Below are 15,419 nucleotides of genomic sequence, written 5' to 3'. Positions count from 1 at the left end.
ATTTTTATAAAGGATGTGGACTCTATGTTTAAAAATAAAAACTTTTCAATTTTACTATTCGGTAGATTAATCACTAATTTTGGTGATAGCATATATTCAATAGCTACTCTAACATTAATTTACACATTAACTAAATCTACTTTTTATAGTGGTATTACTTTATTTCTAATTTCATTTACCGCTATATTACAAATATTTGTATCGCCACTAATCAGTAAATTTAATGTAAAGAGGTTTTTAATTATTTCACAGTTATTTCAAGCTATAATATTACTCGCTATTACTTATCTAATTTACGTAAATAAGCTACAGATTACTACGCTAATAATTTTTATCGTTTGTATTAGTTTTATTAATCAAATAGTTTATCCTGTTCAACTTGCCTTACTACCAAAAATAGTTAAACAAGAAGATTTAGTTAAAGCAAATTCATTATTTTCCATAGCTTATCAAGGGAGTGACGCACTCTTTAATTCAATAGGCGGATTTATTATAACAGCTTTTGGGACAATATATGCGTTCATCATAAATAGCATTACATTTTTTATTAATAGCACTATATTCATATTCCTATCAAATGATTTATCTAAAAATACTAATTCTGTTCAAGAAAACTACTTTTCTAAATTAAGTAGCGGTATAAAAATTTGGAATACACCATTATTAAAACCATTATTAATTGGAATCACAATAATTAATTTTTCTACCAGTTCGTTACTAACACTACTTCCTGAGTATTCAGAAACTAGTTATTTTTATGGAATTTTACTTAGTGCATCTGGATTGGGGATACTAATAGGAGCCTTTCTTTCTAACAGCCAAATATTAAAAAATATAAGATTGAGCGTTTTATACACTACATTTACACTAGGCATCAGTCTTTCTTGGGGAGCACTTAGCATACTTAACAATAACTCTATTACAAACAAAATTATCAATTTTTCATTATTTCTTTTTGGCTGGATATTGATTGGGATTTTAAACACATATTCTCAAACAATGATTCAATGTATCATAAGTAAAGATAAATTAGATGTTGCTATGTCCACTATGATTGGTTTATCTATAGCATTTAGCCCTCTAGGAGCTTTATTGGCAGGAGTATTAAGTATAAAATACAGTATTAAAACTATTATAATTATTACTTCATTATTAATTTTTAGTATTTTTCTATTTTGGTTATTTAATAAAAATATTAGGAGTTTACCTAATTTTTCAAAATTACTAGAAATAAGAGATTAAAATATCATAGTTTCTACTTAGAAATATGCTTTACTATTATAAATGTAATCTACATGTTAATTTAAAATATTGTTTTATACAAAAAAATAGCCAGTAACTTGCTAATACAAGTTACTGACTATTTAATTAATTTCTATTTTTTATCTTCTTTTGGTAAGAATGCATTTAATAACACACCGCTGATAGCTGCAAGAGCCATTGCTGGAAGTTCGAAATTAATGCTTTCGAATTTCAGCATTGCTCCACCAACACCTAAAACGATGATTACTGATGAAATTACTAAGTTTCTATTGATACTTAAGTCTACTTTTTCATCTACTAACATTCTAAGTCCACTTGAAGCGATTATACCGAATAGTAAAATTGATACCCCACCCATAACTGGTGATGGAATCGTAGAGATTAGAGCTGAGAACTTACCTACAAAACTTAAGATAAGTGCGAATACCGCCGCTCCTCCTAATACGAATACAGAGAAAATACGTGTAATAGCAAGAACCCCAATATTTTCACCATATGTTGTACTTGGTGGCCCACCTAAAAGTGATGCAAACATCATCGCTGTTCCATCAGCTAAAATCGAACGGTGTAGTCCTGGATCTTTTAAGAAGTTTCTTCCTACTACTTCAGATAATACCATTTGGTGACCGATATGTTCGTTAATAGTTACAATAGCAATAGGTACCATCGCTAATGCTGCTACATTCCACTCAGGAACATATGTTACAAATGGAATTGTGAATTTCGGTAAGCTAAACCAAGGAGCATCGATAACTGGTTGGAAATCAACTAATCCTGCAATTACAGCAACGATATATCCGAATACAATTCCTAATAGTACTGGAATCTGTTTAGCAAATCCTCTTAAAGCAACACAACAGAAGATTGTTGCTGCTAATGTTATAAGAGCTACTAAGAAGTATTTTAAATCATAAACTTTAGCTCCGTTTACAGTTTTGTACATCGCCATACTGATTGCTGTAGGAGCAATTCCAAGTCCAATAACAATGATAATAGGTCCAACTACAACTGGTGGTAAAAGTTTCAATAACCAATTTACACCAAATTTATAAATTAACATTGCAACAACACCATAAACTAAGCTGGCTAAAAATGCACCAAGCATTGCTGTTTCAACACTGTGAGTAGTTGAAAGCACAATAATCGGATTAATGAAGGCAAATGAAGATCCTAAATACGCTGGAATTTTACCTCTAGTTATTAATAAATACGTAAGTGTTCCAATACCTGATGTCGTTAAAGCAGTACTTGCTGGTAATCCTGTTAAAATTGGTACTAACACCGTCGCTCCAAACATTGCGAATAAGTGTTGTAAGCTTAACGTTACCCATAGAGCTAAGTTAGGCTTTTCATGAACATCTAGAATTGGTTTTACTCTTGTTTTTTCTGCCATTCTTCTTCTCCTTTTTTTATATTCAAACTTTCATAATTATATCACATGAATAGTCAATTTGAAAGTGTTTTTTTCTATTTTTTAAAATTAATTTTTAAGTAAATTTTAAATTAACTAATAATATTTTATTATAAATAATACTTTTATTTTGTTTCTTAAATTATCTTAGACTCTAAAATCTAAATTCTAAAATTATATAATTATTATTTCTTCATAAATATATATAAAAACAAGATTAATCTCTCATTAACCTTGTTTTCTTATATTTATTTAACTTCTATATCAAGAATCACAACTTCTTCAACCGGCTTATCTTGAGCTCCAGTTTTTACTGCTGCAATTTTTTCAAGAGTTTTCGCACCAGCGATTAAGTGTCCAAAAACTGTATGACGATGATCTAAGTGAGGAGTTCCCCCTAGTTTAGCATAACCTTCAACAGCTTCTTGTGGCCAACCACCTTGTTCAAGTGCTTGTAAAGTTCTAGCATCTACGTGAGAATTTTGAACAATAAAGAATTGACTTCCATTTGTATTTGGTCCAGCATTCGCCATACTTAACGCACCATAGAAATGGAAGTAATCCATTGAGAATTCATCTTCGAAACTACGTCCCCAAATTGATTCTCCTCCCATACCTGTACCTGTTGGGTCTCCACCTTGAACCATAAAGTCTTTAATTACACGGTGGAAAATAATACCTTTATAGTACCCATTTTTTGCATGAGTTAAAAAGTTTTCTACTGCTTTTGGAATATCTTTTTCAAATAGTTTGAAAGTCATATCACCGTGAGTAGTTTTAATTTTCACTCTAACTTGACCTTTTTTTACATTTTTTGTTAATTGAGTTAACATTATATCTCTCCTTATTATAATTATGAGCTTACCCAAAAATTCTAAAATTTTACAAAGTTTATACGAAAAACCATAGACGCAGTGGTTTATTGATATCTAAAATCGCTTTATAAAAGCTTTTTAGATATCTAATAAACTGTGCGAGGGTGACTCGACAAAATCGATTTCTCCGAAATCACGATTTTTGAGTCACTCCCTATTTTACTATGCGTTTTTCTCGATTAATCTTTCGCTAATTTCTCTTAAGATATTTTCTTTGAATTCAGCAAAGCTTTCTTCTTTTTGGTTTAATGAACCAAATGTTCTAACGTTAACATTTCTGTTTTCTACTTCTTTATCTCCAATTACTAAAGTATATGGAATTTTTTTGCTTGCAGCTTCACGGATTTTATATCCTAATTTTTCATCTCTATCATCGATAGCTACTTTAACACCAGCTTTTTTAAGTTCTTGCATGATTTCTTTAGAATAATCATAGTGGTAGTCATTGTTTACTGGGATAATACGTACTTGGTTTGGTGATAACCATGTTGGTAAATCTCCTTTATACTCTTCTAATAAGAAGGCAACCATTCTTTCCATTGTTGATACGATACCACGGTGGATAACTACTGGACGGTGAGCTTTTCCATCTTCACCAATATATTCTAATTCGAATCTCTCTGGTAGTAAGAAGTCTAATTGAATTGTAGATAATGTTTCTTGTTTTCCGATTGCTGTTTCTACTTGTACGTCAAGTTTTGGCCCATAGAATGCAGCTTCTCCTTCAGCTTCAACATAGTCTAAACCAAGTTCATCTGCAGTTTCTTTTAACATTTGTTGAGCGTTATTCCACATTGCGTCATCATCGAAGTATTTCTCAGTGTTTTCAGGGTCTCTATATGATAGACGGTAGCTGAAGTTTTTAATACCTAAGTCTTTATATGCTTCTTCGATAAGTCCTACAGTAAGTTTGAATTCATCTTTAAGTTGATCTGGACGTACGAAAATGTGAGCATCGTTTAGAGTCATACCACGAACACGTTGTAATCCACTTACTGCTCCACTTGCTTCATAACGGTGCATCATTCCAAGCTCTGCGATACGGATTGGAAGTTCACGGTATGAGTGACGTTCATTTTTATAAACCATCATGTGGTGAGGACAGTTCATTGGACGAAGAACCATTGTTTCGTGGTCCATCTCCATTGGTGGGAACATATCTTCTTGGTAATGTTCCCAATGTCCACTTGTGATATATAGATCTTTAGATCCCATAATTGGAGTATAAACGTGGTCATATCCTAACTCTACTTCTTTATCAACGATATATCTTTCGATAGTACGGCGGATAGTAGCACCATTTGGCAACCATAGTGGTAATCCAGCACCAACTTTTTGACTTGTTGTAAAGATTCCTAATTCTTTACCTAGTTTTCTGTGATCACGTTCACGTGCTTCTTGCAGACGTACTAAGTGTTGTTCTAAATGTTCTTTAGTAAAATAAGCTGTTCCGTAAATACGTTGTAACATCTTATTATCACTATTACCTCTCCAGTATGCACCAGCTACAGATAATAATTTAAATTCTTTAATTTTTGAAGTTGCACTTACGTGTCCACCACGACAAAGATCAGTGAAGTCTCCTTGTGTGTAAACTGTGATAACTTCATCAGCTGAAAGATCATTAATTAATTCTACTTTATAAGGATCTTCTTTGAAGATTTCTAAAGCTTCTTCTTTGCTTACTTCGCGACCTTCAATTTCATGGTTTTCACTAATAATTTTCTTAACTTCTTTTTCGATTGCTTTAAAGTCTTCTTCTGAGACTTTGTATTCAGCATCAAAGTCATAGTAGAATCCACCATCAATAGCTGGACCAACACCGAAGTGTACATCTTTACCATACAGTCTTCTTAATGCTTGCGCTAATACGTGTGCACAAGTGTGACGTAATACATATAAACTATCTTTATCTTCATCATCTGCAACAATAAGTTTTAAATGACCATCTTTTGTTATTGGTTTGTTAACTTCGATATAGTCCTCATCTAATTTTGCAGAAATCACTTTTTTCTTAAGACTTACACTAATACTTTCAGCGATTTCTAATGGTGTTTTATTATCATATTCTCTTACATTTCCATCTGGAAAAACTAATTTAGCCATATTAAGGTCTCCTTCTTTTTTATATACTTAGTCTAACTTACTCAAAAATTAAAAAATCCCTTCTCTAGCCGAAACTAAAGAAGGGACGAATATTTTCGTGGTACCACCCAAATTCGAAGTAAATTTACTTCCTCTTTGTGAATAAAGCTCACTAACTATGTTAATACTATTAGCTAGGTAGTAACATATATTGCTTATAGGTATTTCCAGCACCATACCCTCTCTTAAATAAGTTAAATATATATCGTGTCCTAAGTATATATTGATTTATTTCATTAATGTAATTCTAGCACAAAGAGAGATGAATTTCAAGAAAAACTCACTTCTCTTTTAAATTTTATTTATTTTTTCTCCAATAACTTCTAATACCAGTTAGTGTTAACATTAAAATCAGAGCCATAAAAATATAATTTTTAATACTAAAATATTTCGCAGCTTCTGTTTTTACTATTTCTAGCTTTTTATCTATGTTATTAGATTTTTTAACCTCTAGATTACTTTTCTCGAATGCAGTTATATCACCGTCACTGATTTTAGTATTTTTCAAAGCGATATAATATAAATATTTAGCATCCTTTAATGATGAAATATCAGTTACTAATGTATTAGATATATCTATACTAGAAATATTCGGTACATCTTTCAATGCATCTATATTTTTTAATCCTAGATTATCATTTAACATTAATCGATATAGATATTTTTTATCTTTTAATGCATCTACATTCTCGATATTGTTTTTATATAATAGTAGTTCTTCTAAACTTGCTAAATTTTTAAGCGCCGTAATATCGCTAATATTATTTCTATCTAAATATAAAGTTCTCAAAGACTTCAATTCAGCTAATGGTGTTAAGTCTTTAATAGCATTCTCTTCAGCTACTAGACTCTCAAGTTTTCCAGCATTTTTTAAAAATGATATATTGTCTAAACCTATACCCGAAATATTTAGGCTTCGTAAATTTTCAAGTTTTAAATTATTCGGAATATAATCTTTTAAAACACTGTTCATTGAAATATCTAACGATTCTACCTTCAAGTCATTTAGGAAATCTAAATTGTTCATTAGATTTTTTCTAAGAGCTAATTGTCTTAACTTTGTTAATTTTGCTAAGCTCTTTGGATCTTTTATTTTATTATTAGTAAGATTCAAATCTTCCAACTCTACTAACTTTTCTAATGGTGTAATATCCTCAATAAAGTTATTAGATAAGTTTAAATTTCTTAGATTAACAGCATGCTCTAAACCTTTTAGAGAAAAAATATTTTTCCAAGGTAATGATAGACTTGTAAATTGCTCCATCATACCTACCGTTACTTCCTCACCTTTAAAATCTTTATTAATATGAAACTTATAGTATTCTATTAAGGCTGCTTTAAGATTTAGATCATCGAACTCTATTTTTTCGCTATTTTCAATTTCTGTAAATTTCTTTTCTCCAAAGGGTACATAGACATCGTTAGCCTTTATCGCAGGAGCAGATACTGTTAATCCCAATAGCGTTATGATAAAAGCTTTATATATTACCTTTTTCATTTTCTTCCTCTTTATTTTTTCTATATTCAGTTATTTTATTTCTTACAATTATTAATCCATATGCAGCAAGTGGAATTAAAAATACAAAATACGGGAATACATATCTACTCTTCGCTTCCCATATCATATGGAATAACGTTCCACCAATAAAGGCTACAGGAATTATCGTTAATATTTCTTTTTTCTTCTTATAAATATTTACCGCAAATACTACAGAAAATATATAAACAAATACTTGAAAGACTTTCATAATAAAAGTAAGTGCATGATGAGTGTCGTTAAAGTAAATTTGTTTTATAAAAAAGTCTTTCACTTTTTCTAACTTAGTTTCATTATCAAAATTTCTTTGAGGTGCAGTCACCAATAAACTTTGGAATGTCGGTTCTATAAACTGATTTTCATATTTTCTTTGATAAAAATCTACAGCATATTTAGGATTTTTCTTAAATACATCTAATCTTTGCTTTATAGAATCTTTTGAAATTTCAGTTATACGTTTCACATCATAGTCTTCTTCTGGCATAATATCATAGTTAAATCTATTCCACCAACCAGCTTCACGATCTCCTTCTTGCAGCCCCATCGCTATCCATGTGATTTTCGGAACACCATCAGCAATTGTCTTTTGGCTTTTCACTTCATAATAATTATAAATTAAACTCTTAGAGGCACTCATTAAAAATAGACAACTAATTATGAATGCTATAACTTTTTTATCTCTAACTCTAATAAAATAAATAACTGCAGCTGAAAACATCGCTAGCATATGTATTAAATTATTACCAATAAACAACATCGCTATATTAATACTAACAGCACTTATTACCAACATGTACCACTGCTTATGTTTAGTATACTTTATAAAATAATAATAAGCCAGTAGTGTTAAAAACATACCCGGTAACAATCCGTAAACAAATGCAACATAAAATATTAACGGAAAACATAGACCACTAAGAATTACAACTAGATAATTCGTATCTTCATCATCAAACATTATATTTGAAATTTTATATAACATAAAAATAATGTAACTTATTGAAAAACTTTGCATTATATATAAAATAAATGTTGCTCTACCAAATAATGACAGCATTATCTGAAAAAGAAATACTGTTGTAATTTGATGAGAATATATGTATAAATAATTATTTCCTTTATCAAGTCCACTATAATTTTCCCTTATGAAATTATTAGCTTGATCTATCACGTTAAATGGATCAAACTGAACATAGTCACGTCTCAATACAGCAAATAGTATACTAATAACAAATGCATAAATCATCACTATTAATACTAATCTTTGGACACTTATTAATTTCTTCAGATACCTTGCTAATATTAAGATAACTATACTAAATATTATAAGGAACATAATATTTAGTATAGCACTAACATTTTCATAATATAGAGTTTCTTGATAATCTTTCGGAAATACCGCTGTTTTTGTTAATACTAATAAAGAATTTATCCCCATAAGTACTATGAAAATTACAGCTATAACTTTTACTAAAAAGTTAGAAAATTTATTTAATATTTCCTTGTTCATTGTCGATTATTCCTCTTCATTTTTTTCTTCATTTAAGAATTTTTCAACAATAAATCTTGGGCGTCCTTTTGTTTCTAAGTAAATTTTACCTACATATTCACCCACAATACCTAGCGAAATCATAATCATCCCACCGATAAACCACATTGATATCATTAAACTTGACCAACCTGGTCTTGCAAATCCTGCAAAATAACTATACAATGTGTAGAAAAATACTATCGCAGCAATAAATATCATTAATGCTCCACCTATAGTAATAAATCTAATTAACTTTACAGATAAAGAAGTAATTCCTTCGAAAGCGAATGCCAACATCTTAGATAGTGGATATTTACTTTCACCAGCGAATCTTTCTGCACGTTCATATGTAACAATATCACTTGGATATCCAATCATAGGAACGATACCACGTAAGAATAAGTTTACCTCTTTAAACTGAGCTAGTCCTTCTAACGCACGTTTACTCATTAAACGATAGTCAGCATGATTAAATACTGTATTAGCTCCTAGTTTTTCCATTACTTTATAGAAACCTTCTGCCGTGAAACGTTTAAAGAATGTATCCGTAGTCCTTGCTGAACGAACACCATAAACTACATCAGCACCAGCTAGATATTTCTTCATCATTTCATCCATAGCGTTAATATCATCTTGTAAATCAGCATCCATAGAAATACTTACATCACAGTAATCTTTAACAGTCATAAGTCCTGCTAAAAGTGCATTTTGGTGTCCTCTATTTCTACTTAAGTTAATACCACTGAATAATGGATTTTTTTCATGAAGTTCTTCTATCATTTCCCATGTTCTGTCTTTTGAACCATCGTTCACTAAAACAACACGGCTATCTTTTGAAATTAAATCTTCTTCTATCATAGAATTCATTTTAACTTCTAATCTTTTTGCAGTTTCGTTTAATACCTCTTCTTCATTGTAACAAGGTATAACTACATATAACTTTTTCATTACAAATCTCCTATTTTACTTTTTACTTATAGCTTTATTAAGTCTATTCAACAAAGCTTTATTCTCTCTCGTTTCTTCAATTGGTAGTATAAAAATCTCCTCTACCTTTTCACCATCAAACTCCCTTAGAATATTATATAAATTTTTATTAGATTGTTCAACACTTTTCTCATTATCTGCTAAATATTTTATAGAAACATTTAAATCATTAACTCTAGATTCCATTTCTTTATATGTAATAAAACCTGTTTTTTGATTTTTATCTTTTAAAATATTTATTAAATTTTCAAATGAATCATTAAACAATACTAATTCCGCTTCAGGAGAATAATGCCTATACTTCATACCTGGCGAGATAGGTGTAGCATTTTGTGTAAGTATTTCATCATTGTACTTCACGCTACCTTCTCCTAATACAGACTCAATGTCTTCTTTAGTAATATCTCCTGGACGAGCAATAACAAACGGATATCTTGTACAATCAATAACAGTACTTTCTAAACCGATATCCGATTGCTCATCTTCGATTATTACATCTATTTTCCCATTCAAATCATGATACACATGTTCAAATTTTGTTGGAGATGGTTTCCCACTTGTATTAGCACTCGGTGCTGCTAATAAAATTTCAGTTTCCTTTAATATTTCTCGAGCGGTAACATTAGATGGCATTCTGACAGCAAGAGTATTTAAGCCAGCCATAACTTTTTTAGAAATACCGTTATTTTTCCTAACATTTAAAATCAAAGTCATCGGTCCTGGCCAGAACTTATCTATAAGTTTTTTTACATTTTCATCACTATAATCAACAATATTATCCAATTGACTCATTTCATAAAAATGAACAATTAAAGGATTATCACTTGGTCGACCTTTAGCCTCATATATTTTACCTATAGCTTCATCATCCATCGCATTGGCACTAAGTCCATAAACTGTCTCAGTCGGTATAGCTACAAGCTTTCCATTCTTATAATACTTAGTTAATTTACTGTATATTTTTTCTTTATTCTCACTTTTTGAAATATTAATTATTTCTGTTTTCATCCTATCTCCTTTCTAAAAATTCATATTATGCTACTATTATTAATATTGTAATAACTATTATTAATATATAACTTAAATAATCCAACTTACTGTATTTTAATACTTTATACTTAGTTCTTACTCCTGTAGTAGAGTATCCTCTTACTTCCATCGCTGTAGCAAGTTCATCAGCCCTCTTTAAAGTAGCTATAAATAATGGTATTAGTATAGGAATAAATTTTTTAATTTTTTGTATTAAATTCCCCTCATTAAAATCCGAACCACGTGAAACCTGTGCATTTATTATTCTATTAGTTTCTTCTAATATAGTTGGGATAAATCTAAGTGAAATAGATAATACTAGCGCAAAAGTCGAGATTGGCACCCTTACCTTTTGAAGGAGACCAAGACTCTTTTCTATAGCACTTGTTATCTCAGTTGGTGAAGTAGTAGCCATAAAGACAACCATTATCGCAACAACTAAAACAAATCTTACTGTAATTAAAACAATTCCTAAAAGTGCACCACTATAAATCTTCCAACCTAATACTTCATACAATATATTTCCTTTTTTATTAAAAACAAGGTGAATCAATGAAGTAAATAAGATTAATATGCTTATAGCTTTTACACTACTAACTAAAAATACAGGACTCGTCTTTGATAAGACAACTGTTACCATCAACACTAGAAACAAGATAAAAAATTCTATTACATTATATGCGATAAAAATATCTACTAAGTACCAAATTACAAAAAATATTTTTGCTCGTGGATCTAGATTATGAATAATAGTATTTAATGGAATATACTTACTTATCAACGAATTATTCATTTTTGCTACTTCCTATCTTATTCTTTAAAGCATTAACTAAATCTTCATATTTCCTAGGAAATATATCTAGTATTATATTACTTGCTTCTAATTTTTGATAAAACTTCAGTACTTCCGGTAGTTCTAATGAATTATCCATAAGAATTTTTTCATTCAAGAAGAGGTCCTCTACTTTTCCTTCAAAACTAATTTCTCCATTTTTCAAGACGAAAACTTTATCCGCATATTCCAATACATAATCCATATTATGAGTTACAAGTACTATCGTCATATTGAATTCTTCCTTAAGTCTTTTCACCATAGTCATAATCTCTTCACGACTCTTATAGTCCAAAGCTACTGTAGGTTCGTCTAATATTAGTACTTTTGGTTCTAAGGCAAGTACACCACATAAGGCCACTTTCCTCATCTCTCCTCCTGACAATTCAAAAGGAGATTTATCTAAGTAACTTTCATCAAGTCCTACTAATTTTATTAATTCTTTTGCTTTTAAAATAGCTTTTTCTTCTACGACACCATAATTTAAGGGAGCAAAGATAATATCTTTTAGTACGCTTGTTTCAAATAATTGCTGTTCAGAAAACTGGAATAACACCGCAACATCTTGTCTTAATATTTTCAGTTTCTTAGCCAATTCTCTTCTTTCTTTTTTACTCTGTGGATTAGTAATCAATATATTATCTACTGCTACTTCTCCTTTTGTGGGTAATAATAAGCCGTTAATATGCTCTATAAGGGTAGACTTTCCGCTACCTGTCTTACCTACTATTACTGTATAACCTCCCTCATCTATATTCAAGTTTATATCTTTTAAGACTTCTCTAGCATAGGGGGTCTTATAATTATAAGTATAGCTTACACTTTTTAAACTAATTTGCATATTTTTCTTACTACACTCCCCTCGTCTTCTTCTATTTCAAATATTTCTTGATTCAGGTAATTATTTAAATCTTTTTTTATTCTTTCTACAAAAGGAACCTCTAAGCTATATTTTTCTAAAATTTCAGTATTAGCATATAACGTTGTATAATTCCCTTGATAGACTATTTCTCCGCTTTCTAATATGACAATATCATCTGAATAAACACTCTCTTCTGCATCGTGAGTGATAGAAATTATAGTTATTTCTTTTTCTTTGTTAATTTTTTTTATATATTCTAGAATAGACTTTTTAGCTTTGGGATCAAGCATACTTGTTGCTTCATCCAATATTAAAATCTCAGGATTTAAAGCAAGCGAAGATGCTATTGCCACTCTCTGTTTTTGTCCTCCTGATAATGATGTAGGTTCATATTTTCTATAGTCGGTCATATCGACAATTTCTAATACTCTATCTATTATCTCATCCATTTTTTCTTGAGGAACATTTCTATTTTCAAGACCAAATGCAATATCTTCTTCTACAGTAGAACCTACGAATTGGTTATCAGGATTTTGAAAAACGATAGCTATTTTATTTTTTATATCATCATAAATTTCTTTACTATACTCTTTATCATTAAACAGAACTTTGCCAGAAGTAGCCAAATTTTGCCCATAAATTAACTTCATAAGTGTTGATTTTCCACTTCCATTTTTTCCTAAAACACTAAGCCAGCATCCTTCTTTTATTTCTAAATTTATATTTGATAATGCAGTCTTTTTAGAACTAGAATACTGAAAAAAAACATCTTCAAATTTTATCATTTTATTACCTAATTTTCTACAGAATATCTTTTTATTATATCAAATATCCCGAATTTTCTCAAACCAAATCTGGACAACTATTTAAATATATTTATATCATTTCCCTAAAGACAACTCGCATTTTGATTTCTTACTAAACTTACTTTGGGAATTTGCCATTATTTATTACAATAATCCTTTAGACTATTATTTATAAATTTATTTATTTTATTATCATCATACATCACTTCTTTTAAATACAACCCTGCAGCATCCGCCTTAGGTCCTGCAAATTGACGTTCCTTTTTATCTAATATTTCTTTTATATATGGCGCTTCATATTTACCTGCAGCTACATTTTGTATAGTTCCTATAATTATCCTAACCATATTGTATAAAAAACCATTTCCTGTTATTTCAAAATTTACGATATTAGGATTAATTGCATCTTTCTCCATAGTTAAACTATATATCGTTCTCACTTTATCCTCAACGCTAGAATTTTTCGAACAAAATGATGAAAAATCATGTTCTCCAATAAAATATTGAAGTGACTCCTGAGCTTTCTCAAAATTAAAATCAAAACTATGTCTTCCTACATAATTTAATAAGAATGGATCTACTTCTCTTCCTATATATAATTTATAATAATATGTTTTTTGTACGCTATTATACCTAACATGAAAATCTTCCGAAGCTAACGTCGCCGCTACTATTCTTATATCTTTTGGAATAGTAGCATTTAACGCCTTAACCCAAGCTTGATCAGGAATATTTAACTCTGTATCAAAGTGTAACACCTGACCATAGGCATGTACTCCACTATCCGTTCTTCCACTCATATAAAGTCGCACATCTTTTTTATTAATTTTCTTTAAACTTTTCTCAATTTCTTCTTGAATTGTATTATTATTTGGTTGTATCTGAAATCCATGGTAATTACTACCATCATATCTACAAAGTAAAACTACTCTCACTATTATCTCCTACATTTTTAATCTTTAATATTTTCCCTCTTCTTATAATTTATACATAAACTACGCTACAGTTTATATATAAATTATATTCTTTACTTTTCTCCCTTTATTTTTAACTCTACACAACTTATCATATATTAATATCTCTATATGATATTATAACACATCAAATTACTTTCTATAAATCTTAACACTAATAAAAATATTCTCTAATTAAAATAATACCGATTTTAAAGTTAGTATTTTCACTAATATTAAAATCAGTATTATATCTTGAGATAGTTATAAAAATGAATCATACTGCATTACAAGTGCTCTAACTTTATAATATTATTTTAAATTTCACCTTAATATCTTTGGTAAATTTCATATTTTCGTTTTTATAAAGTTATAATTATTAATATTTTCTTATAATGCTTTATTATTACTTTCTACTGTAATAAACTATATTATAAAATAATACTATTGCGCTTCCTAAACACATTCCCGCCAGAGTATCTGTAGGATAATGAACTCCTAAATATACTCTAGAACTGGCTATAAACAAAATCCCTATTATAGCTATAAAAATAGGTGTATAGACATTATTTTTCTTTTTCAATAATTTAATAGCTATCAAAGCTAACGTTAGATATAATATTGTTGCTGAAGTTGTATGTCCACTAGGAAAACTTAAACTATTTAATTCTACTAAGCGGTGAATATTGGGACGGGGACGATTAAATATTGTTTTAATAAATGCCATTGCAATACCACATGTCCCCATTGTGAAGGTTAAAAATAACGCCTCTTTCTTAAGTTTGTTTATAAATAACATTATCACAATTACCGTTGTTATTACTGCACTTTGTTTTTGGTCCGCTATATTAGTTGTATTAAAATATATGCTTGTAAGAACTGGATTTTCTAACCCTTGGATAATATTAATAATCATATTATCTAAAGGTTTAAGATAACTATTATACCCTCTCGCAATGAATGCAAACATTCCAATAAAAAATATAGCTAATACTCTCTGATTTTTCTTTGACATTAAACTTCCTAACCTTTATATTAATCTGTAATTCTTATAATAGTACCATAAAACTACGTATAAAGATAGTAAAACAATATATCAATTAAATTATTTCGGTAGCCCTCTTTTATTTTTTTTGATAGTGTATAATATTTTGTGTAAACAGAAAAGTCAAGAGAAGTTGAAAAAAA

Annotated in this window: 13 protein-coding genes; 1 reads left to right on the top strand and 12 read right to left on the bottom strand. The window is 29.5% G+C overall.

The window, feature by feature from the left end; all coding sequences use genetic code 11:
• The first annotated feature begins 24 nt into the window (after positions 1–24).
• Entirely contained in the window at positions 25–1,242 is a 1,218-nt protein-coding gene (locus RWL85_RS04100; RefSeq protein WP_314085282.1) for an MFS transporter, read from the top strand.
• Positions 1,243–1,375: 133 nt separating this feature from the next.
• On the opposite strand, the gene RWL85_RS04095 is transcribed toward RWL85_RS04100, so the two are convergent.
• The 12 genes from RWL85_RS04095 to RWL85_RS04040 all read right to left on the bottom strand — a co-directional run bounded on the left by RWL85_RS04095 (position 1,376) and on the right by RWL85_RS04040 (position 15,246).
• Positions 1,376–2,656 (bottom strand): solute carrier family 23 protein, encoded by a 1,281-nt coding sequence (locus tag RWL85_RS04095; RefSeq protein ID WP_314085280.1) that lies wholly within the window; start codon positions 2,654–2,656, stop codon positions 1,376–1,378.
• A gap of 266 nt (positions 2,657–2,922) precedes the next feature.
• On the bottom strand, positions 2,923–3,507 hold the full coding sequence (locus tag RWL85_RS04090) for a peptidylprolyl isomerase (RefSeq protein ID WP_314085278.1): 585 nt from the start codon (positions 3,505–3,507) through the stop codon (positions 2,923–2,925).
• A gap of 204 nt (positions 3,508–3,711) precedes the next feature.
• Entirely contained in the window at positions 3,712–5,655 is a 1,944-nt protein-coding gene (thrS, locus tag RWL85_RS04085) for a threonine--tRNA ligase (protein WP_314085276.1), read from the bottom strand.
• 337 nt (positions 5,656–5,992) lie between these two features.
• The gene (locus RWL85_RS04080; protein WP_314085274.1) at positions 5,993–7,192 is read right to left on the bottom strand and encodes a leucine-rich repeat domain-containing protein; all 1,200 of its coding nucleotides are present in this window, start codon (positions 7,190–7,192) and stop codon (positions 5,993–5,995) included.
• On the bottom strand, positions 7,173–8,741 hold the full coding sequence (locus tag RWL85_RS04075) for a hypothetical protein (protein WP_314085272.1): 1,569 nt from the start codon (positions 8,739–8,741) through the stop codon (positions 7,173–7,175). The genes RWL85_RS04080 and RWL85_RS04075 overlap by 20 nt, the downstream gene beginning before the upstream one ends.
• A gap of 6 nt (positions 8,742–8,747) precedes the next feature.
• Positions 8,748–9,710: a glycosyltransferase family 2 protein gene (locus tag RWL85_RS04070; RefSeq protein ID WP_314085270.1), complete on the bottom strand. Its 963-nt coding sequence runs from the start codon at positions 9,708–9,710 to the stop codon at positions 8,748–8,750.
• Between the two features lie 15 nt (positions 9,711–9,725).
• Positions 9,726–10,757, bottom strand: a complete 1,032-nt coding sequence (locus tag RWL85_RS04065; RefSeq protein WP_314085268.1) for an L-threonylcarbamoyladenylate synthase — start codon at positions 10,755–10,757, stop codon at positions 9,726–9,728.
• 25 nt (positions 10,758–10,782) lie between these two features.
• Complete coding sequence (locus RWL85_RS04060) at positions 10,783–11,571, bottom strand: energy-coupling factor transporter transmembrane component T (RefSeq protein WP_314085266.1); 789 nt, start codon at positions 11,569–11,571, stop codon at positions 10,783–10,785.
• On the bottom strand, positions 11,564–12,451 hold the full coding sequence (locus RWL85_RS04055; RefSeq protein ID WP_314085264.1) for an energy-coupling factor transporter ATPase: 888 nt from the start codon (positions 12,449–12,451) through the stop codon (positions 11,564–11,566). Before RWL85_RS04055 ends, RWL85_RS04060 begins: the two co-directional genes overlap by 8 nt.
• Complete coding sequence (locus RWL85_RS04050) at positions 12,436–13,257, bottom strand: energy-coupling factor transporter ATPase (protein WP_314085262.1); 822 nt, start codon at positions 13,255–13,257, stop codon at positions 12,436–12,438. Before RWL85_RS04050 ends, RWL85_RS04055 begins: the two co-directional genes overlap by 16 nt.
• A gap of 158 nt (positions 13,258–13,415) precedes the next feature.
• The gene (gene truA / locus RWL85_RS04045) at positions 13,416–14,213 is read right to left on the bottom strand and encodes a tRNA pseudouridine(38-40) synthase TruA (RefSeq protein WP_314085260.1); all 798 of its coding nucleotides are present in this window, start codon (positions 14,211–14,213) and stop codon (positions 13,416–13,418) included.
• Positions 14,214–14,637: 424 nt separating this feature from the next.
• Positions 14,638–15,246: a phosphatase PAP2 family protein gene (locus RWL85_RS04040; RefSeq protein ID WP_314085258.1), complete on the bottom strand. Its 609-nt coding sequence runs from the start codon at positions 15,244–15,246 to the stop codon at positions 14,638–14,640.
• Positions 15,247–15,419 lie beyond the last annotated feature (173 nt).

Source organism: uncultured Gemella sp., assembly GCF_963515875.1.
In the GTDB taxonomy this organism is placed as follows: domain Bacteria; phylum Bacillota; class Bacilli; order Staphylococcales; family Gemellaceae; genus Gemella.
Note: the sequence above shows the minus strand (reverse complement) of the source record. Positions and strands in the feature narration are given on the sequence as shown.

Coding starts and splice junctions, on each gene's coding strand:
- RWL85_RS04100 (WP_314085282.1), top strand. CDS start 25: ATGTTTAAAAATAAAAACTTTTCAATTTTACTATTCGGTAGATTAATC.
- RWL85_RS04095 (WP_314085280.1), bottom strand. CDS start 2,656: ATGGCAGAAAAAACAAGAGTAAAACCAATTCTAGATGTTCATGAAAAG.
- RWL85_RS04090 (WP_314085278.1), bottom strand. CDS start 3,507: ATGTTAACTCAATTAACAAAAAATGTAAAAAAAGGTCAAGTTAGAGTG.
- thrS (WP_314085276.1), bottom strand. CDS start 5,655: ATGGCTAAATTAGTTTTTCCAGATGGAAATGTAAGAGAATATGATAAT.
- RWL85_RS04080 (WP_314085274.1), bottom strand. CDS start 7,192: ATGAAAAAGGTAATATATAAAGCTTTTATCATAACGCTATTGGGATTA.
- RWL85_RS04075 (WP_314085272.1), bottom strand. CDS start 8,741: ATGAACAAGGAAATATTAAATAAATTTTCTAACTTTTTAGTAAAAGTT.
- RWL85_RS04070 (WP_314085270.1), bottom strand. CDS start 9,710: ATGAAAAAGTTATATGTAGTTATACCTTGTTACAATGAAGAAGAGGTA.
- RWL85_RS04065 (WP_314085268.1), bottom strand. CDS start 10,757: ATGAAAACAGAAATAATTAATATTTCAAAAAGTGAGAATAAAGAAAAA.
- RWL85_RS04060 (WP_314085266.1), bottom strand. CDS start 11,571: ATGAATAATTCGTTGATAAGTAAGTATATTCCATTAAATACTATTATT.
- RWL85_RS04055 (WP_314085264.1), bottom strand. CDS start 12,451: ATGCAAATTAGTTTAAAAAGTGTAAGCTATACTTATAATTATAAGACC.
- RWL85_RS04050 (WP_314085262.1), bottom strand. CDS start 13,257: ATGATAAAATTTGAAGATGTTTTTTTTCAGTATTCTAGTTCTAAAAAG.
- RWL85_RS04040 (WP_314085258.1), bottom strand. CDS start 15,246: ATGTCAAAGAAAAATCAGAGAGTATTAGCTATATTTTTTATTGGAATG.